Raw genomic sequence first — 18784 nt, 5'->3', positions numbered from 1 at the left:
TTGGCTCGCGGTGCGTTGCGCCGAGGAGGTAGTACAGGGCCGAGGAGGCCGTACACGAATGAGTGGAAAGACGGATGCCAGTTTCTTGAAGGACGCCTTCATCCAGGAGGGAGTGAGCCCCATTCCGGGGGTGGTCATCGCGGCCTGCACGGTGGGGGACGACTACGACAACCCTCGCAATCGCGTGGGCGTGCGCAGGGGTGGTGTGTGGCTCGGCTTTGACGTGTCCGGTGAGGCGGTGCTCTCCGTGGATGCCACCGAGGAGGGGCAGGCCTATGTCCTGGGGGAGAGCGGGACGGTGGTGCGCTTCGACTGGAAGGCGCCCGAGACGGGAGCGGAGCTGAAGGCCTCGCGCAGGCTGTTCAAGAATCCGTCGGTCGAGGAGCTCGGGCCGCTGCGTCGACTGCGTGTCCTGGGTGGGGATGTCCTTTGCGCGGGCTCGCTGGGGCAGGTCTACGTGCTGGACGACGAGGTCTTCACCGCGTTGCCCCAGCTCACCATCGACGACGCGGACGTCACCATCGAGGACCTCGCGGGCCACGGCCGCGACGACTTCAGCGTCGTCACCTCGGAGGGACATCTGGCGCGCTTCGATGGGACGCGCTGGCACCGAGTCGCACTTCCCCTGGAGTCGGGCTTCAACAGTCTCTGCGCGTTGAAGGACGGATATGCCGTCTGCGGTGGCGAAGGGGCCGTCCTCGTGAGCGAGGGCTCGAGCTGGCGGGTCATCCGGCCGCTGGACACCGAGCGGGACTACTGGGGTATCGCGACGTTCCAGGACCACGTCTACGTGGCGCACCTGGGAGGCATCGACCGCGTGGTGGGTGACGCGCTGGAGCCGGTGGCCATCGAGGACTCGGACTCGCTGCGGTTCACCGTGCTTCGCGGTGCCAGGGATGGCGTGTGGTCCTTCGCGGACCGGACGGTCGGCTGGATTCACGATGACCGGTGGCACACACTGGTGGCCGAGCCTCCTTCCGAATGAGCCCGGGGCTGGCCTGTCGGGCGGGAAGGTTGTCGCCCCGGGGCGAGTCAGGCGGCGACGCAGGAGTCCCGCCTGCCTCGCCTCGCGGGAGCGATAGCCCTGTAACCGGTTACAGCCGCTGCAGGGCGAACATCCAGTCCCAGAAGGCCTGGCTCTTGTACGTGGGCGCGTCGAGGTCGGGGGGGCCCTGTGGGTGCACAGTGAAGCGGATGGGCGACGTGCCCGTGGCCGAGGCGCCGGGCAGGGAGCTCCAGGTGTCGCTGGTGGCGTCGAACAGGTACGTCAGCGTCGTGGTGGCGGCGCGGTGATGCTGACCGCGGAGCGCTGCACGTCGAGGGGCGGACGGAGGCCTTCTTCGACGCCGGGACCGCACGCCGCCAGGAGCACCAGGGCGACGTGGAGGACGACGCTTCTCCTGGCAACGCCTTTCAAGGGGGAGTAAGACCTGGTCTGCTTTTGCAGATGTTTTGCAATTGCTTCAAGATTGCATGCGTTTCGGGTTCTGCGAGGCCGTCACGCCCTCCGGGCCCGGGAGCCCACGGGGGGCATCTGCAGGCCCTGGGGCCTTGCGTGGAGCGAGCGGTAGGCGGCGATGGAGAGCAGGCCCACCGCGAGCAGCGTCCACAGGGCGGCCCACACGACGGCGGGCACGTAGGTGAGGTCCGCGAGCAGGGCCGCGTCGCTGCGCGAGCGCACGGCGCTGTTCCACAGGTCGTCGCGCAAGTCGAACACGGCGTACAGCGCGGTGAAGGCGGCGATGAACAGGTTGACGAAGTCCACCGCGCCGTCCGGCAGCCACTTCGCGCCGATGCCCATGACCGCGGCGGTGCCCACGCAGAAGGCCAGGGTGAAGGCGTCCCCCGCGTAGAGCAGGCCCATCACGACCAGCCACACACACGCGGCCCCCAGCACCCACCGGCGCAGCCGGAAGCGGAAGGTGGCGAGCAGGAGGCCCGCGCCGGCCACCGCGCTGCCCAGGTAGCCGCCCGAGTACACGGCGATCTGCCGCAGCATGCCCGGCGGCAGGCGCGACAGGCAGGAGCCCGACTCGTCGGCCGCGAGGTGGATGCGGTCCACGGAGCCCCCCACCAACAGGGTGGCGAGCGCGTGCCCGCTCTCGTGCATCATCACCACCAGCAACTTCAGGGGCCAGAAGACGGGCGAGTACCAGAAGTACCAGCCGACCCCCAGCATGACGAGCAGGAGGGCCAGGCGGCCGAAATCGAGCTGTGCACCGCTGGCGGTCTTCATCGGTACCGGGGCCTCCCCACCATGGGACACCCCAACACTTAAGTCGGGTCCCTCTTCCCGGGAAACTCCTGGCTTGCCGCGGGGCGTCGTGACGTGAGGCGGATGTCGCCTGCGGGCGCCGGACGGGGTAGGGATGGGGCATGAAGAAGACGCTCCTCCTGCTCTCGCTCGTGGCTGCCCCGGCGCTCGCCGGGGAAGGGAAGTGGACCCCCCAGCAGGTCCTGGAACTGGACCCGGCGTGGCTGCGCGCCCAAGGCCTCCAGGTGCCCCCCAAGAAGTTGTGGGACCCCAAGCGAGGCACCGGCCTGCTCGCGGGCGCCGTGAATGTGGGTGGGTGCACCGGCGCCTTCATCTCCGACACGGGCCTGGTCATCACCAACCACCACTGCGCCTTCGGCATCATCCAGGAGCACAGCACCCCCCAGCGCGACCTCATCACCCAGGGCTTTTTGGCCACGGAGCGCAAGGACGAGCTGCCCGGCAAGGGCGCGCGCGTGCAGGTCCCTCGCAGCTTCACGGACGTGACGGCGCAGGTGTTGGCGGCGGTTCCCGAGGGCGCGGACGACACGGCCCGCTTCAGGGCCATCGAGCGCAAGCAGAAGGAGCTGGTGGCCGAGTGCGAGAAGCGCCCCGCCACCCGCTGTCAGGTGTCCACGTTCGACGGCGGCGTGAACTACACGCTGGTGGACGCGGTGGAGCTGCAGGACTCGCGGCTCGTCTACGCCCCGCCCCGCGCGGTGGGTGAGTACGGCGGCGAGGAGGACAACTGGATGTGGCCGCGCCACACCGGCGACTTCGCCATCCTCCGGGCGTACACCGCGCCGGACGGGACGTCGGCGGCGTACAGCGAGAAGAACGTGCCCTACAAGGCGGAGTTCTTCTTCCCGCTGTCCCCCGAGGGCGTGAAGCCCGGTGACTTCGTGATGGTGCTGGGCTACCCGGGCCGCACCTACCGCGCGCTGCTCGCGGAGGAGATGGCGGAGCGCCAGTCGCGGCTCTACCCGCGCATGCGCGACGTGTTCGGCGAGGCCATCCGCATCCTCGAGGAGGAGGGAGAGAAGGACCCGGCCGGGAAGATCGCCGTGGCCTCCACGCTCAAGGGCCTGCACAACGTGCACAAGAACGCGGGCGGGCAACTGGCGGGGCTCAAGCGCGGGCGCATCGTGGAGAAGCAGCGCGAGGCCGAGGCGGCCGTGGCGGCCTGGGCGACGAAGAACAGCGCGAAGTGGGGTGGGGCGCTGAAGGCCCGCGAGGCCCTGCTCGCCGAGCAGAAGGCCACCTCGAAGGTGTTCGAGCGCGAGTTCCTGCTCGGCGCCACGGGCCGGCTCGCCCGGGGGCCGTCGCTGGCGGTGACGCTGGCGCGGCTGGCCACCGAGCGCGCGAAGCCCGATTTGGAGCGCCGCCCGGCGTACATGGAGCGCGAGCAGGTGCGCATCAAGGACCGCCTGGAGCGCGAGCAGAAGAACGTGTTCCTGCCCGCGGAGAAGCGGCTCCTGACGGCCTTCGTGCGGCGCGCGCAGGCGCTGGGCGCGGACGAGCGCATCGCCGCGGTGGACAAGCACTTCGGCAAGACGTTCGTGGAGAAGGACGTGGCGGCGAAGGTGGACGCGATGTACGCGGGCACGCAGGTGCTCACGCTGGCCGAGCGGATGAAGATGGGCACGGAGACGCTCGCGCAGCTTCAGGCTCGCAAGGACCCGCTCCTGGCGTTCGGCCTGGACCTGGCGCGTGAGCAGGAGGCGCTGGACGAGGCGCAGGACCGGCGCGACGGCGCGTCGTCGCGGCTGCGGCCCGACTGGCGCAAGGCGGTGCTGGCGCATGCGGGCAAGCCCGTGGCGCCGGACGCCAACGGGACGCTGCGGGTGACGTTCGCCAAGGTGCAGGGCTACTCGCCGCGGGATGGCGCGGTGTACACGCCGCAGACGACGCTGTCGGGCATGCTGGCCAAGCACACCGGCGAGGAGCCCTTCGACGTGCCCGAGCGCGTCTCGAAGGTGGCCGAGGCGAAGCGGTATGGGGCGTGGGCGGACAAGAAGCTCAAGGAGGTGCCGGTGAACTTCCTGTCGGACGCGGACACCACGGGTGGCAACTCGGGAAGCCCCACGGTGAACGGCCGGGGACAGCTGGTGGGCGTGAACTTCGACCGCGTCTGGGAGAACGTGGCCAACGATTTCGGCTACAACCCGGACGTGGCGCGCAACGTCAACGTGGACGTGCGCTACGTGCTGTGGATGTTGGACCAGGTGGAGAACGCGGACGCCCTGCTGCGGGAGCTGGGCGTGCGCAAGGGCCCGCCGGTGGCGGGGGAGACGCGCTGATGACCGAGCCGGCGGACACCTCGTTGGCACTGCCTGTCTTCCGGCCGGAAGAGCAGGTGTGTGGCAACTGCAAGCTGTGGAGCCCTCACTCGGTGGATGAGCGCCGGGGGTGGGTGGGGCCCTGCCGGCTCCAGTCGTCTCGGGGGATGTTTCCGCCGTCCGCCCCCATCTGTGACAAGTACGCGCCCCGGGGCACGGCCGTGGCCCCGGCGGCGCAGTCCCCCTCGCGCGAGCGCGCCGCCCGGAGCGTGGCCCCGGTGGTGATTCGCCGGCGGGTGGCGGACCCCAACGAAGTCATCGACCTGGAAGGGCTGAGCATGACGCGTGAAGAGCTGATGGACATCTTCCGGGAGGCGTCGGGCCTCGCCGAGGCGCCGCCGCTCGCGGGCAAGTGGGAGGGCGGCACGGTGCGCCTGGTCCCCGGCAACCCGGAGCTGCAGGCGAAGGATTTGCCCATCGACAACCTGTTCCACAAGGTCGTCATGGTGCGCGACAGGCTGCGCGTGCTCGAGCAGAAGCTCAACGCGCACCCGAAGCTGTCCGACGCGGAGAAGGTGGAGATGCAGAGCTACATCACCCGCGTGTACGGCTCGCTCACCAGCTTCAACGTCCTCTTCAAGGACAAGGGCGACCAGTTCGTCGGCGCCAAGGGCGACGAGTAGGTGCCTCAGGGGCGCTGGCCGCGCTCCTCGAGCAGCTCGAAGGTGCGCTGCCGGGCGCGGTGGAGGGTGCTCTTCACGGTGCCCTCGGGGATGCGCAAGAGGCGCGCGATTTCGGGGTACGTCAGGCCGCGGACCTCGCGCAGGTAGAGGACCTGGCGCTGCTGCTCGTTGATGTCCTCGAGCGCGGCGGTGAAGTGCCGCTCCATCTGCGTGCCCATGGCCTGCCGCTCGGGAGAGAGGGGCTCGGCGGGCTCATGGCTCAGGCGCTCGCGGCGCTTGCGTGCGCGCAGCCAGTTGATGCTGCTGTTGACCATGACGCGGTGGAGCCACGTGGTCCACGCGGCGCGCCCGCCGTAGCCGGGCGACTTCCAGGCGAGCCGGGCGAAGACGTCCTGCACGACGTCCTCGGCGTCATCCGCGTCACCGACGATGCGGCGGGCGATGGCGAGCGCGCGGGCGCGGTGCTCGTTGTAGAGCTGCGTGAGGGGCGGAAGGTCGATGGCGGCGGCGTGCATCACGGGTGGGCTCCTGGGCACCCCAGCGGGGACCTCCCTTGGAACGAACCACCCGCGAAAAGGGTCTACGCGCCTGTGTGACGGTTTTTTCTCACCGGACGCGACGAACCTCGCCCTTCAGGGCAGGGTGGCACCATGGCCCATTTCGAGGACCTCTCGCCGTGCGCGTATTTTCCAGGCGCTATGGCGGGCTCCCCGTGCCCCGCGCGATGTCCGCGAGGCACGGGAGCAACGACGCCTACTCCTGCTCGTCCTGCTTCGTCAGGCCCCAGTCCTTCAGGCGCTTGAACAGGGTGGAGCGGGCCACGCCCAGCTCGCGGGCCACGCGCTCGCGGTTGTTGTTGTACCGGCGCAGCGCCGCCTCGACGATCTGCCGCTCGAGCTTCTCCAGCATCTGCTCCAGCGTCATCCCCGGCGGCAGCTCGGGCACCGCGATGCCCGTCTCCTTGTTCATCTCCTGGTCGAACGTCAAATCGTTCGCGTCGATGACCGGCCCCTTGCGCAAGAGCAGCGCCCGGTGCACCACGTTGCGCAGCTCGCGGATGTTGCCCGGCCACGCGTGGTTCTGGAGCCGATCCATCGCGGACGCGGACAGCTTCACCGTCTGCCCTCGCGGCGAGTACAGCTTCACGAAGTGGTCCGCCAGCGCCGGCAAATCCCCCTTGCGGCTGCGCAGGGGCGGCAGGTGCAACGGAATCACGCAGAGGCGGTAGTACAGGTCCTCACGGAACTTGCCCTCGCGCGCCGCCGCCAGCAGGTCCAGGTTCGTCGCCGCCACCACTCGCACGTCCACGTGCATCGGCCGGCTGGCGCCCACCCGCTTGATCTCGCCGCTCTCCAGCGCGCGCAGCAGCTTCGCCTGCAAGTCCAGCGGCAGCTCGCCAATCTCGTCCAGGAACAGCGTGCCGCCGTCCGCCTCCTCGAAGGCGCCCTTGCGCGCGTTCGCCGCGCCCGTGAACGAGCCCTTCTCGTGTCCGAACAGCTCGCTCTCGATGAGCTCCTTGGAGATGGCCGCGCAGTTCACGGGGATGAGCGGCCGGTTGGCCCGCTGCGAGCACTGGTGGATGGCGCGCGCCACCAGCTCCTTGCCCGTGCCGGACTCGCCGAGAATCGTCACCGCCGCCGTGGAGGGCGCCACCCGCTCGATGAGGTCCGACAGCCCCTTCACCGCGTTGTCACTCCCGATGATGCCGTGGAACGACGTCGGCTCCTTGCGGTTGCCCGGCGCCGCCGCCTCGAGCACCAGCTCCGTCTCGCCCACCCTCAGCGTGGTGGGCAAAGACACCTCCGCCTCGAACACCCGCACCGGCCCCAGCCACGTGCCGTTCGTCGAGCGCAGGTCCACGACGTGGAACGTCCCGTCCCGCCGCGTCACCTTCAGGTGCTTGCTGGACGCGAACCGGTCCTGGAGCACCAGGTCGCACCCCGCGTCCTTGCCCGCCGTGAAGCTGTCCCCCGAGAACCGGTGCACCGTCTCGTTGGGGCCCTGCTTCACGCGCACCTGCGCCGGCTGCCAGCGCAGGGACTGCGCGTCACGCGCCTGGATGGACGTGGTGTGCCCCACCTCGGTGGCCACATCGGCCCCCTCGCCGCCGCCGCTCAGCCGGAACACCGCGCGCCACTGGCCCAGCGCCAGGTCCGCGCCGTCCGGCAGCGCCGCCTCGGTGATCGACGTGCCGGACACCGTGGTGCCCTTGCCCGACAGGTCCTGCACCCGGCACTCCACGCCGTCCCACAGCAGCGCCACCTGCTGACGGCTCACCTCCGGGTCCGGGATGGCGACGTCGCTCTGCTCGCCGCGACCGAGCACCAACCTCGCCCGGTCCACCCCCACCCTCAACACCTCCTCGCCACGACGGAAAAACACCAGCTCCGGCATCCACGGCCCTCCTGTGCGCCCGCGCTTTACACGTCCCGGCGCGCTGACTTCAACCACCACGCCCCGGGAAGGGCGCACCCGAGCCGTCGCCCGCTACCGCCGGGGCAGGAACGTCGGCCGGTTCAGGAACCCGCCGAGCCTGGCCGCCCGGAAGCTCGGGTCCTTCTTGTCCGGAGGGAAGATGGTGATGCCCGCCGCCAGCAGGCCCAGGCGCTTCTGCGCCTCCGGGTCCAACCGCAGGTTCACATCCATCGCCGGCTCGCTGTACTCCAGCCGCTTGCCCAGCTTCAGCGTGCCCGTGGCCAGCGCCTCGATGTCCTCGCCCTTGAGCTTGAGCTCCTTCACCGTGCCCAGGCCCTTGTCGAAGTCGATACGGCCCACCAGCGCGCCGAGCGCCACCTGCGGCAGGTCCATGGGCATGGAGTTGCCACCGCCCATCGGAATGGAGGCCTTGCCACCCTTGATGATGAGCCCCTGCGTGTCGAGCAGCAGCTCCCCGTTCGCCAGGGACAGGTCCGGCTCCGGGCTCTTCCCCTTGGGCAGCGTCAGGGCCAGCGTGCCGTTGATGACGCCGTCCAGGTCCACGCCGAGGAAGCCCGGCAGGTTGCCGCCGCTGACCTTGAGCCCGTCGATGTCCGCGCGCACCTTCGAGTCACCCAGCAACCCCACCGACGCCGTCACCGTCCCGCCCATCGCGTTGGCGCGCACCGCCACGCCCGGAGGGAAGAGGGTGGGGCGCACCGCCAGGCTGTCGATGATGACCGCCTCGCCCAGCTCCGCCGCGCCCGGCAGGCCCTCGCCGCTGATGAGCTTGCCGAGCAGGTCCGCGCTCAACGGCTGGGGCGGCTTGCTCACCCGCACGTTGGTGGCCGTGACGCCGGACAGCCCCGGCCGCAGCGAGCCGATGCGCACCGCCAGCCCCGCCTGCGCCGCCTCGTTGATGATGCGCGCGCGCACCGTCTCGTACGGGAAGGTGAGCAGCAGGCAGAGGATGAAGGCCACGAGCGCGAACGCGCCGTAGCCCAGGATGACCTTCCAACGAGCGGGCTTGGAGTCAGAGGACATAGGGCTATTGCTTCATCCGGTAGGTGGCCACCGTCGTCCACGCCGTCAGCGTGTCGTTGGGCCTCGGTTCGATGCGCAGGTACTTCACCTTCACCACGCCCGGCCCGCTCTCCACCGTGCGCATGAAGTCCGTCAGCTTGCGGAGGTCCACGTCGGAGAACGTCAGCTCCACCGAGCTCTCCATGATCTTCCCGTCGCCGATGCCCACGTCGCCCTTGGGCGTCATGTTGGGCACCTGCAGCCCGGCCGCCGTGGCCTTGTCCTCGATGTAGGTGATCAGCTGCACGTTGCTGGACGTCAGCTGCGTCTCCACGGCCTGCCGCGACGCCTGGGCCTCGCGATAGCTGGCCGCCAGCGCCTGCACCTCCTGGAGCTTGCCCAGCTTGTCCTCGGTGCGCTTGCGGTAGCCGGACGCGCTGTTGGCGAACGTCATCAGCACCACGAACACCACGAACACCGCCACCGCCGTGCCGGCGATGGCCACCATGCGCCGCTCACGCTCGCTGAGCCGCTCGAACCACGTCTGCAACGGCGCGAGTGCTTCCTGAAGTCTGGCCATGACTAGCTCTCCCCGCCTTCCGCCCCGGGGCACTGCACCTGGACGTCCAGACGGAACGTCACCTTCTGTCCGTCCCGCGTGCGCTCCACCTTGCCCTGCTTCACTTCCTTGAAGCAGGCGTGGTTCCTGAGCGCGTTGGACAGCGTGTCCACCTGCTTGGAGGAGTCCGTCTCCCCCTGGAGGATGACGCGCTCGGTATCAATCTGGATGCGGTCGAACTTCACCGGGATTTCCTTGGGGACGTGCTCGGTGACCTCCGCCAGGAGGTTGACCGCGGACATGCGCGGCAGCGCCGCCGCGGGGCTCTCCACGCCCTTGAGCATGTTGAGCGCGCGGTTGTAGTCCTTCTCGCACCGCCCCAGGATCCGCTGCGTCGTCTCGCACAGCGCCGCGTCCACCTGCGCCTCGCGCCGCGACAGCACCGAGTTGCGCACCACGCCGAACGCGATGAGCAGCAAGAGCAGCGTCGCCGCGAAGGATGCCAAGAGGCCCAGCTTGTCCTTCACGTAGTCGAAGTCACCCTTGAAGGCGAGCTCGCCCCGGCGGTAGTTGAAGCGCGGCGCGCGCGCCCCCGTCGCGTTGCCTCGCAGCGCGAGCGCGTACGCCTGCGCCGCCGTCGGCTGCTCGTCGGCGGCGATGGCCTCCGTCGTGTCCGCCGGCAGCGCCAGCACGCGCACCGGCAGGTTCAAGTCCCGCGAGAGCTGCTCCGCGAGTCCCGGCATCCGCGCGGTGCCGCCACACAGCACCAGCGCGCCCACCTGCTGGCGGGTGCGCGCGGTGAAGGACTTCAGCGTGGGCCGCAGCTCGCGCAGGACCGGCTGGAGCCCCCGGGTGAAGGCCGCCGCCGCGCGCTCCGCGTCCGGCCCCTTCGCCGCGCTGGCCAGCGCCCCGTGCTGCTCCTTCCAGTGGTGCGCCTCCGCCAATGACGTCTGGAACTCCGTGGCCAGGGCCTTGCTCAGGTCCTTGCCACCGCCGGCGAACGTGCGCGCGAAGCGGACGCCCGTGCCCGGCGTGCCGATGGCCACCGACGTGCGCTCGTGGCCCAGGTCCACGATGGCCACCGCGCCGCCCTCGTTCGCGCCCTCGAAGAGGCCCGCCGCCTGCTGGAGCAGGTTCTGGTAGGCGAGGCCGGGGTGCGTGACGACGCGCGGGTCCACCTTCAGCTCCGCCAGCACCTCCAGCAGCGCCTTGAGCTCCTCGGTGCGCACCACGCCGACGAGCAGGTCGCTCGCCCTCTCCTTGCCCTCCAGGTCCTTGTGGCCGACGACCTGGTAGTCGTAGACGACCTCGGAGATGTCGAACGGGAGCTGGCTGCCGATCTCGAACGGCAGCGTCGCGTCGATGCGCTTGCTGTCAGAGAACGGCAAGGTCAGCGTGTGGGTGATGAGCGCGGGGCCGGGCAGGGAGACCACCACCTGGTCGGCGTGGCCCGGCGGCAGCTTGCCGAGCAGCTCCGTCACCGCGGCGCGCAGCGTGTCGGCGCGCTCGCCTTCCTGAGCACGGCGCACCTCCACGTAGCTCCGGGTGGCGTGTCCCTTCGTCCGCGCCTCCAGCACCACGCCCTTCACGGCGTGGCTGCCCAAATCGAGGCCAAGAATGCGGGCCATGCTATTCCTCTCTCCAGTACAGGAGCTTGCCCAGCGTGTCGTCCAGCCGGACCACTGCGGTCAGCGTCTTCTGCACGCTGCCCGCCTCTCCCACGGATTTGATGGTGAACGTCTGACTCTTGTCGCCGATGAGGCGGTTGCCCGCCACGTTGGACTTCACGGCCGGATTCACCACGATGCCGGCGCTCTCCACCACCGCCACGAAGTCCTGCACCGCCATGCCGAAGAAGCTGAACATGCGCGCGGAGCGGATGCGGGTGATGAGCTCGTTGAGGAACACCGGGTCCCTCAAGCGCGGGTCCGGCCGCGCCGGGTCCGCCACCGACATGATGGCCAGCCCCATCATCACCGGGTCGTCCGTGTTGATGTTGGGCCGTGAGTTGATGTCCGGATACACCGTGAGCCTGTCACGGAAGGCCGACATGAACTGGTCATTCACCCCGTGCACCCGGTACAGCTCGTCGACGCTGTCGAACCGCGCGTTCTTCGGCTCGTAGCTCGGCTCGTACCGGCTGTAGGGCGAGCCCTCGTCGGAGAAGCCGGACGGCATGGGGTTGACCGGGTCATTGCGGTTGATGGCCGAGCCCGTCTCGTCGTCGTCCGCGTAGTCCTTGATGGCCAGCATCACGTCCTGCGGATTGCTGCGGACCTTGTTCGCGTCGTCGCGCTCCCACAGGAACTCGAAGCGCTTGTCCTCGAGCATGTCCAGCATGCGCAGCGCGGTGGGCAGCGCGTCGCCGGCGCCCGCCATCAGCCGGTGGACGTTGAGCTTCTCCTCCTCGTCGGAGATGGTGGACAGGAAGCAGCCCTCGAAGCCGCCGAACGAGCGGCGCGTCATCTGCGCCGACATCTCCTTCGACGCCGGGTCCTCCTCGCCGTCCATGCGGAAGTTCCCGTCGTCCTCGTCCACCGGGTCCAGGGGCGGCGCGTCCTCCTTGCCGTTCTCCAGGCCCTCGCTCTTCACCAGGCCCTTGAGCATGTGGCAGTCCACGCGCGCCATCCGCCACAGTTGGAGGTTCAGGCTGGAGGGCTGGGGCGTGTTGCCCTGCGCGCCCACGTTGCCGCCCAGAAAGCCGCTGAGCAGCGACGCGGGGTTGGGGATGGGCGTCGCGTCCACCTGCTTCTGGAAGCGCAAAAGCAGCCGCGACAGCGCCACGCCCGAGCGCGCCATGTAGTACGCGCGGACCTCGTCGCGCTGGTTGGCGGCGAGCTGCAGGTCCACGCGGCTGTTGTAGGCGAACTCGGTGGCGATGATGGTGAGCAGCGCGATGGACACCACCGCGATGATGAGCGCCACGCCGCGCGAGCGCCGCTCGTTCGCGGCCGCCGAGCGCGGGGCGGGCCTGGGACGTCGCCGGGACGTCTGCTTGGGGAAGGGCAGGGGCATCAGTACCTCGGCAGCTCCGTGTTCAACATGATGCGCGTCTGGGTGCTGTAGCGCGCTTCCTTGCCCGTCTCGTCCACCGCCGTCACCGTCACCCGCACGCGCGTGGGCAGGATGCTCTTCTGCTCCGGGCGCCGGGTGTCCCACTCGTCATCCCACTCCTTCTTCTCGGAGTTCCAGTACTCGAACTCCAGCTTCTTCACGCCCTCCAGCAGCACGTCCGTCGTGCCGCCCCGGTCCATGCGGTCGTCCACGTTCGGGTTGACCCGGCGCTTGAGGTCCTGTCGCCCGCGCGCCGTCTTGTCCTCGGACGCGTCCACGAAGTACTCCACCACCGCCTGGTCGGACTCCTTCACGTCCGTGTACAGCCGCTGGTGCGCGAACGTGGTGAACAGGAGCCGGTCGCTCTCCCCGACGAAGTTGCTGGGCCGGTCCTGCTGGTCCCGGAAGCGCTTCAGGTCGAACCGGTCACTGACGTACGCGGAGCCGATCTCCCGCGACATGCGGTTCATCGCCACCCGCAGCTGCCGGTAGCGGTCCGCGTCCGCCTCCACCGTCTCCTTCGCCGTCAGGCCCGTCTGGAAGGCCATGGCCACCACCGTGCCCATCAGGGCGGTGATGGCCACCGCCACCATGACCTCCATCAGCGTGAAGCCACGCACGCGCCGGGTCATCGGTCGTTCCTCCTCAGGCCGCCGCCCAGGTTCGGAATCTGCGGACGCCCGCCGCCCATGCCGGGCGGGAGGATGCCGCCCGCGCCACGGCCGCCCTGCTGGCCGCCGTTGGCCCGGTTGAGCCACTCCGAGCGGCGCATCAGCGGCTTGCGCGTCTGCGGATGCAGCATGACGCCGTTGGGGCCGGGGATGGGGTTCTGGACGATCATCCCGGGGCTGTCCGGGTCCACCCACTGGTTGTCCGCGCCCGGCGTCTGGCCACCGGCGTTGGGCGTGAAGCCGCCGTTCCTGTCCGAGCCCGGACCGAGCGACACCACGTGCGTCACCAGGTCGATGCTCTCCAGCTGCGTGCCCTCCTGCCAGTACACCGTGAGGTGCACCTCGCGCACCGTCTGGGTGAGCTGCTGCACCATCTGAGTGAACATGGGCTGCGCCATGCCCATGGCCGCGCCGCCCAGGCCGCCACCCGCGGGCTGCGGTCCGCTGGAGCCGCCCTTGCCATCCTTGTCGCCGCCGCCACCGCCGCCGAAGAGGCTGGCGATGCCGCTCATCGGGTCGCTCGAGTCCCCGCCGATGGGCAGGTTGAAGAGCGCGCCGATGAGCTGGTCGGGTGACACGCCGTCCAGCTTGGGCGCGATGATGCGCGCCTTCCACTTGAACTGGGGCCAGCCCTCGTCGGAGAAGTCGCCGGACTCCTCGTCGTCGTCGGGCGTGAAGCCGTCGTCGTAGAGTTGCTGCTCCACGTCCGTCATCTTCGAGCGCGCCAGCAGCGAGGCCACCGTCAGGCGCTTGGTGTAGACGTGGTTGGCCACCGCGCCCGCGTTGAGGTCGAAGATGGCCATCAGCGCGAGGCCGAGGATGGCCAGCGCCACCACGACCTCCAGCAGCGTGAAGCCCCGGGCCTGTCTCATCGCGGCACCTCCAGCGCCTCGCCCACGATGTTCACCTTGCCGGTGAGCGGGGACACGTCCAGCGTCCAGATGTTGTCGCCCTGGCTCAGGTAGACGTAGGCCTTCTCCGTGTAGCCCTGCGGGAAGAAGTAGAGATACGCGACGCCGCTGTCCACGGCCTCTCGCTGCTGGCGCGTCCACACCGACACGCGCACGTCCGAGGGCAGCTCGCGCGGCGGAATCTCCTCCGACGTGAAGGACGAGAAGCGCGACTGGCTCTCCACGCGCTGCTTCTCCGCCTCCATCAGGTCCTGCGCGCTGACCGTCTCCCCGGCCGAGGCCACGTAGCTGCGCCGCTCCTGCCCGTTGCCGGAGCCGCTCCGGTTGGAGCGCCGGGCCCGATCCCTCTCGGAGTTCTCGTCGCGCAGGGCGGTGTCGCGGTCCCTCGCCGTCGTCACGCCGCTCTCCGCGCACTCGGCGTGGTAGCGCGTGGCCTTCTCCTCCTTGGCCTCCGGAATCTCGAACACCAGCCGGCACGTCTTGCCGCGCAGCGCCGCCGAGTCGTAGAGCGAGCGGATGGTGCCGGCCAGCTCGCCGGCCGCGCCCTTGGCCTTGGCGCCGGTGAGCGAGCCGATGCCCATCACCGCCGCGGAGAACAGCATCGCGACGATGATGATGGCGATGGAGATCTCGATGAGCGTCAGGCCGCGCTCCTGGCGCCGCCGCGTCGCCGTGCTCCGCGTCATGGCTGCCCCCAGTCCGCCAGCACGCCTCCGCTGCTCAGGTCCGCGTCCAGCCCCGCGCCGCCCTGCTTGCCGTCCGCGCCAAGCGAGATGACGGCGCCGCTCTTGCCGTCCATCCAGTAGACGTACGGGTGGCCCCATGGATCACTGGGCACGCCCTCGATGAGCTTCGCCTCGATGAGCGGGGTGAAGCCCTCCTCCTTGGAGGGGAAGTGGCCCATCAGCCGGTGGTGCGCCTTGAACATGCCCTCCAGCTTGCGGATCTCCGTCCGGGCGCGCCGCTGCTCGGGCGCCAGCGTCCGGTCCTCCGTCGCGTAGACGAGGGCGAACGCCAGCACCGTGGCCACCAGGAAGATGCCGCCCAGGATGAGCTGGCCCGACCGGTTCGGACGGGCGCCCCCCGCGGGTGAGGACGTCGGGGATGTCACTGCGCTCTGCTCGTTCATACCCAAGTCCTGTCAACACACGGGGCGCGCCGGTTCTTCACTTGGTGGCGGCCCCGTCCGCGGACGAGATGTCCGCGTCGTTGCCCTCACCGCCGGCCGTGCCGTCCGCGCCGTAGGAGATGATGACGGGCTTGCCGCCCTCATTGAGGTACACGTAGTCGTTGTTCCACGGGTCCTTCGGCATCGACTCCAGCGACTGCGTCTCCACCAGCGCGTTGAGGCCCGCCGACGTGTCCGGGTACTTGCCCTTCTTCGTGTAGTAGAGCTTCAGCGCACCCTGGATGTTCTTGATGTCCAGGGAGGCCCGGTCCCGACGGGCCGCCTCGAGCTGGGGAATCACCGCCACGCCGACGGCGGCGGCGATGAGGCCGAGGATGGTGATGACCACCATGATTTCGATGAGCGTCATGCCCCGGCGGTTGCGACGGCGGCGCTGCTGCTGGGTGTTCTGGTTCGTCTTGTTCATGTCTCTCACCTCGGGGTGACTTTCTGGCAAGCCACCGCTTCGTGTTCTGGACTTCCTGTCAGGGGACCCGGGGGACGTCCACCACTCCGGGAGGGGGCACGGCGGCCCGGGGGCCGTACAGCCGGGCCCCCACCGTCACCAGCGCCGCGGCGACGGCGATCATCGCCGCCAGCGTCACACGCTGAATCCAACGGTCTAACGTCTCATTCGTCATGGGCGTCGCACCTCACCGGATGGCCGAGTTCACCTGGAGGATCGGCATCAGGATGGAGAGCGCGACGAATGCAATCACCGCGCCCATCACCACGATGAGCAGGGGCTCGAGCAGCGAGGTGAGGGCGCCGATGCGCACGTTCACCTGCGTCTCGTAGTTGTCCGCCACGTTGGTGAGCATCTCCTCGAGCTGACCGGAGCGCTCGCCGATGGCGACCATGTGGTAGACGAGCGGCGGGAACTCCCCGGAGCGCTTGAGCGGGTTGGCGATGCTCTCGCCCTCGCGGATGGAGTCGCGGGCCTTCTCGACGACCTCCGCCAGCACGGTGTTCGTCATCACCGCCTTGACGATGTCCATGGCCGCCAGGAGCGGGACGCCGCTCTTGAGCAGCGTGGACAGCGTGCGGGCGAAGCGGGAGATGGAGAGCAGCCGCACCAGGTTGCCCACCACGGGCGCCTTGAGCGTGAAGCGGTCCCACTTGGGCTTGCCCTTGGGGCTCACCGTCCAGCGCATGAACAGCCAGCCGCACAGCACCATCACCGGGACGGCGATGAACCACCAGTCCTGGAAGAAGTTGCTCGTGGCGATGAGCATCCGCGTGCTCAATGGCAGCGTGGCCTTCATCGTCTCGAAGATCTTCGTCACCTTCGGGACGACGAACACCATCAGCGCCACCAGGATGCCGCCGCCCACCACCATCATGATGGCGGGGTAGAGCATGGTGCTGAGGATCTTCTGCTGCAGCCGGGCCTGGTTCTCCGTGAAGTCGGCCAGGCGCGTGAGCACCGCGTCCAGGGCGCCGGACGCCTCGCCCGCGCGCACCATGTTCACGTAGATGCTGGGGAAGATCTTGGGGTGCTGTCCCAGCGCGTCCGCCAGGGACGAGCCCTCGTTGACGCGCTGCTTGATGTCGGAGAGGGCGCGCTTGAAGCGCTCCTTCTCCACCTGGTCCACCAGGGCGGTGAGCGACTCCACCAGCGTGACGCCGGCGCCCAGCAGCGTGGACAGCTGCCGGGTGAAGATGGCCACGTCGTCGGTGTTGACGCGGCCCCGGCCCAGCTTGCGCAGGTCGATGTCGCGCGCCACCTGCGCGGCGTTGGCGCCCTTGGACACCGCGCCCCGGCTGCCCTCCGCCTGGGCGAGCACGTCCGTGAGGAAGATGCCGTCGGCGCGCAGCTTGGAGCGCAGCGTCTTGGGCGAGTCGGCTTCCAGCAGGCCCTTGATCTGCTTGCCCGCGGAGTTGAGACCTCTGTACTCGAAGACCGGCATGGCTCGATGACCCCGGCCCCTCCCAGGGAGGAGCTGTCGGTTACATGTCCTCCTGGGTGATGCTCAGCACCTCGGCGATGGTCGTCTCCCCCAGCGCAATCTTGCGCGCGCCGTCCTCGAGCAGGGTGATCATCCCCTTGGAGGTGGCGGACTTCTTGATGGTGGAGGCGTCCACGTTCTTCAGTACGAGCTGGCGCACGTCGTCGTCCACGGGCAGGAACTCGTAGATGCCCGTACGGCCTCGGTAGCCGTTGCGGTTGCAGGTGGGGCAGCCGACGGCCTTGTAGATGCGCTCGGTGCCGTAGCGCTCCTTGAAGGAGGCGCGCGAGTGGCCGATCTCCTTCAGCTCCGCGTCCGTGGGCTGGTAGGGCGCGCGGCAGTCCGGGCACACGCGGCGCACCAGGCGCTGGGCGAGGATGCCCGTGAGCGACGACGCCACGAGGAACGGCTCCACGCCCATGTCCACCAGACGGGTGACGGCGCCGGCCGCGTCATTGGTGTGGACCGTGGAGAGCACCAGATGGCCCGTGAGCGAGGCCTGGATGGCGATCTCCGCCGTCTCCTTGTCGCGGATCTCACCGACCATGATGACGTCCGGGTCCTGGCGCAGGAAGGAGCGCAGGCCTTGGGCGAAGGTGAGGCCGATCTTGGGGTTGATGGCCATCTGGCCAATCCCCTTGAGCTGGTACTCCACCGGGTCCTCGACGGTGAGGATGTTGAGGTCCGGGGTGTTGATCTTCGACAGCGCGCCGTAGAGCGTCGTCGTCTTGCCGGAGCCCGTGGGGCCGGTGACGAGGATGATGCCGTGCGAGCGCTTGATGACGGCTTCCATGGCGTGGAGCGTCACCTGGCTCATGCCGATCTCCGCCAGGTCCAGCAGCGTCGCCGTCTTGTCCAGCAGACGCATGACGATGCGCTCCCCGTTGGTGGTGGGGATGGTGGACAGACGGATGTCGATGTCGCGGCCGGCCAGCTTGATGCGGATGCGGCCGTCCTGCGGCAGGCGCTTCTCGGCGATGTTGAGCTGCCCCATCACCTTCACGCGGCTGACGATGGCGTTCTGGTAGCGCTTGGGCGGCTTGATGACCTCCTGCAGCACGCCGTCCACGCGGAAGCGCACGAGCAGCTCGCGCTCCATGGGCTCGATGTGGATATCGCTCGCGCGCTCCTTGGCGGCGCGGAAGAGCACCGAGTTCACCAGCCGGATGACCGGGGCCTCGTCGTCCGTGTCCAGCAGGTCCTGCGGCTCGTCCAGCTCGTGGGCGATGGCGTCCAGGTCCTGCGTCTCCATCTCGTCGACCAGCTGCTCGGCCTCGTTGATGGAGCGGTCATAGACGCTGTTGATGGCGTCGGTGATGGTGGTGTCGAGCGCCAGCCGGGGGCTGATGCTCTGGCCCAGCAGCAGCCGCGCGTGGTCCAGCGCGGACGTGTCCAGCGGGTCCGCCACCGCCAGGACCACGCTGTCGTTCTCCAGCGACAGCGGGAGGATGTGCGCCTGCTTGGCGAAGTTGATGGGGATGCGCTTGACCAGCTCCGCGTCCACCTCTTCGGTGAAGATGCGCGCCAGGTAGGGCAGGTCCAGCTGGTGTCCCAGCGCCTTGGCGACGTCCTCGGCGCTGACCGCCTTGAGCCCCACCAGGACCTCACCGATGCGTCCGCCCTTCTCCTCCTGGAGGGCGAGCGCCTCGCGCAGCTTCTCCTCGGTGAGCGAGGGGACGAGCGCGCGGAGGATCTCCCCCAGCGGCCTGCCGCACAGGAAGGCCTGGCCGTGGGAGACGACCTGGGTGGAGTCGTTCCGGGCAGGGGCCGCGCCGGACGCGGCGGTGGCGAGAGTGGGGTCTGCGGTCACGTTCATGG

General features: G+C 69.4%; 19 protein-coding genes. 3 read left to right on the top strand and 16 right to left on the bottom strand.

The genetic code is table 11. The annotated features are described in order from the left end of the window. The first annotated feature begins 58 nt into the window (after positions 1-58). On the top strand, positions 59-985 hold the full coding sequence (locus tag OWM54_RS05610; protein WP_267696816.1) for a hypothetical protein: 927 nt from the start codon (positions 59-61) through the stop codon (positions 983-985). A gap of 109 nt (positions 986-1094) precedes the next feature. On the opposite strand, the gene OWM54_RS05605 is transcribed toward OWM54_RS05610, so the two are convergent. Then, positions 1095-1358 (bottom strand): hypothetical protein, encoded by a 264-nt coding sequence (locus tag OWM54_RS05605; protein ID WP_267696815.1) that lies wholly within the window; start codon positions 1356-1358, stop codon positions 1095-1097. A gap of 140 nt (positions 1359-1498) precedes the next feature. After that, positions 1499-2236: a M50 family metallopeptidase gene (locus OWM54_RS05600; RefSeq protein ID WP_046712749.1), complete on the bottom strand. Its 738-nt coding sequence runs from the start codon at positions 2234-2236 to the stop codon at positions 1499-1501. Between the two features lie 140 nt (positions 2237-2376). Between OWM54_RS05600 and OWM54_RS05595 the strand changes: the two genes are divergently transcribed. Beyond that, positions 2377-4554: a S46 family peptidase gene (locus tag OWM54_RS05595; protein WP_267696813.1), complete on the top strand. Its 2178-nt coding sequence runs from the start codon at positions 2377-2379 to the stop codon at positions 4552-4554. After that, positions 4554-5216: a high-potential iron-sulfur protein gene (locus OWM54_RS05590; protein WP_223746633.1), complete on the top strand. Its 663-nt coding sequence runs from the start codon at positions 4554-4556 to the stop codon at positions 5214-5216. The genes OWM54_RS05595 and OWM54_RS05590 overlap by 1 nt, the downstream gene beginning before the upstream one ends. A 5-nt stretch (positions 5217-5221) precedes the next feature. Here OWM54_RS05590 and OWM54_RS05585 read toward each other — a convergent pair whose 3' ends face one another. From OWM54_RS05585 to gspE, 14 genes are all read right to left on the bottom strand, one after another. Then, positions 5222-5731: an RNA polymerase sigma factor gene (locus OWM54_RS05585; protein ID WP_141323075.1), complete on the bottom strand. Its 510-nt coding sequence runs from the start codon at positions 5729-5731 to the stop codon at positions 5222-5224. 238 nt (positions 5732-5969) lie between these two features. Then, positions 5970-7610 carry a sigma 54-interacting transcriptional regulator gene (locus tag OWM54_RS05580; RefSeq protein WP_267696812.1) on the bottom strand — a complete coding sequence of 547 codons (1641 nt, stop codon included), beginning with the start codon at positions 7608-7610 and terminating at the stop codon, positions 5970-5972. A gap of 93 nt (positions 7611-7703) precedes the next feature. Further along, complete coding sequence (gene gspN / locus OWM54_RS05575; RefSeq protein ID WP_046712754.1) at positions 7704-8675, bottom strand: type II secretion system protein GspN; 972 nt, start codon at positions 8673-8675, stop codon at positions 7704-7706. A 4-nt stretch (positions 8676-8679) separates the two neighbouring features. Further along, a complete protein-coding gene (gene gspM, locus OWM54_RS05570; RefSeq protein ID WP_223746636.1) occupies positions 8680-9234 on the bottom strand; it encodes a type II secretion system protein GspM in 555 nt (184 codons plus the stop codon). Between the two features lie 2 nt (positions 9235-9236). Beyond that, the gene (gene pilM, locus OWM54_RS05565) at positions 9237-10841 is read right to left on the bottom strand and encodes a pilus assembly protein PilM (protein ID WP_223746637.1); all 1605 of its coding nucleotides are present in this window, start codon (positions 10839-10841) and stop codon (positions 9237-9239) included. Between the two features lies 1 nt (position 10842). Then, positions 10843-12228 (bottom strand): general secretion pathway protein GspK, encoded by a 1386-nt coding sequence (locus OWM54_RS05560; RefSeq protein ID WP_223746638.1) that lies wholly within the window; start codon positions 12226-12228, stop codon positions 10843-10845. Further along, the gene (locus OWM54_RS05555) at positions 12228-12899 is read right to left on the bottom strand and encodes a type II secretion system protein GspJ (RefSeq protein ID WP_223783086.1); all 672 of its coding nucleotides are present in this window, start codon (positions 12897-12899) and stop codon (positions 12228-12230) included. The genes OWM54_RS05560 and OWM54_RS05555 overlap by 1 nt, the downstream gene beginning before the upstream one ends. Continuing rightward, positions 12896-13810 (bottom strand): type IV pilus modification PilV family protein, encoded by a 915-nt coding sequence (locus OWM54_RS05550; protein WP_267696806.1) that lies wholly within the window; start codon positions 13808-13810, stop codon positions 12896-12898. Before OWM54_RS05550 ends, OWM54_RS05555 begins: the two co-directional genes overlap by 4 nt. After that, positions 13807-14535 (bottom strand): prepilin-type N-terminal cleavage/methylation domain-containing protein, encoded by a 729-nt coding sequence (locus OWM54_RS05545; RefSeq protein WP_223783085.1) that lies wholly within the window; start codon positions 14533-14535, stop codon positions 13807-13809. The genes OWM54_RS05550 and OWM54_RS05545 overlap by 4 nt, the downstream gene beginning before the upstream one ends. Then, positions 14532-14978: a type II secretion system protein GspG gene (locus tag OWM54_RS05540; protein ID WP_267696805.1), complete on the bottom strand. Its 447-nt coding sequence runs from the start codon at positions 14976-14978 to the stop codon at positions 14532-14534. The genes OWM54_RS05545 and OWM54_RS05540 overlap by 4 nt, the downstream gene beginning before the upstream one ends. A 37-nt stretch (positions 14979-15015) precedes the next feature. Beyond that, positions 15016-15444 carry a type II secretion system major pseudopilin GspG gene (gspG, locus tag OWM54_RS05535; RefSeq protein ID WP_267696804.1) on the bottom strand — a complete coding sequence of 143 codons (429 nt, stop codon included), beginning with the start codon at positions 15442-15444 and terminating at the stop codon, positions 15016-15018. Between the two features lie 58 nt (positions 15445-15502). Next, on the bottom strand, positions 15503-15658 hold the full coding sequence (locus OWM54_RS05530; RefSeq protein ID WP_170300454.1) for a hypothetical protein: 156 nt from the start codon (positions 15656-15658) through the stop codon (positions 15503-15505). A 12-nt stretch (positions 15659-15670) separates the two neighbouring features. Next, positions 15671-16927: a type II secretion system inner membrane protein GspF gene (gene gspF, locus OWM54_RS05525; RefSeq protein WP_223746644.1), complete on the bottom strand. Its 1257-nt coding sequence runs from the start codon at positions 16925-16927 to the stop codon at positions 15671-15673. A gap of 40 nt (positions 16928-16967) precedes the next feature. Continuing rightward, positions 16968-18782, bottom strand: coding sequence for a type II secretion system ATPase GspE (gene gspE / locus OWM54_RS05520; RefSeq protein ID WP_223746645.1), 1815 nt, complete (start codon positions 18780-18782; stop codon positions 16968-16970). Between the last annotated feature and the right edge of the window lie 2 nt (positions 18783-18784).

It is taken from the genome of Myxococcus sp. MISCRS1, from assembly GCF_026626605.1.
Classification (GTDB): Bacteria; Myxococcota; Myxococcia; order Myxococcales; family Myxococcaceae; genus Myxococcus; species Myxococcus fulvus.
The sequence above is the reverse complement of the archived record's forward strand: the minus strand, read 5'-3'. Positions and strand labels throughout refer to the sequence as shown.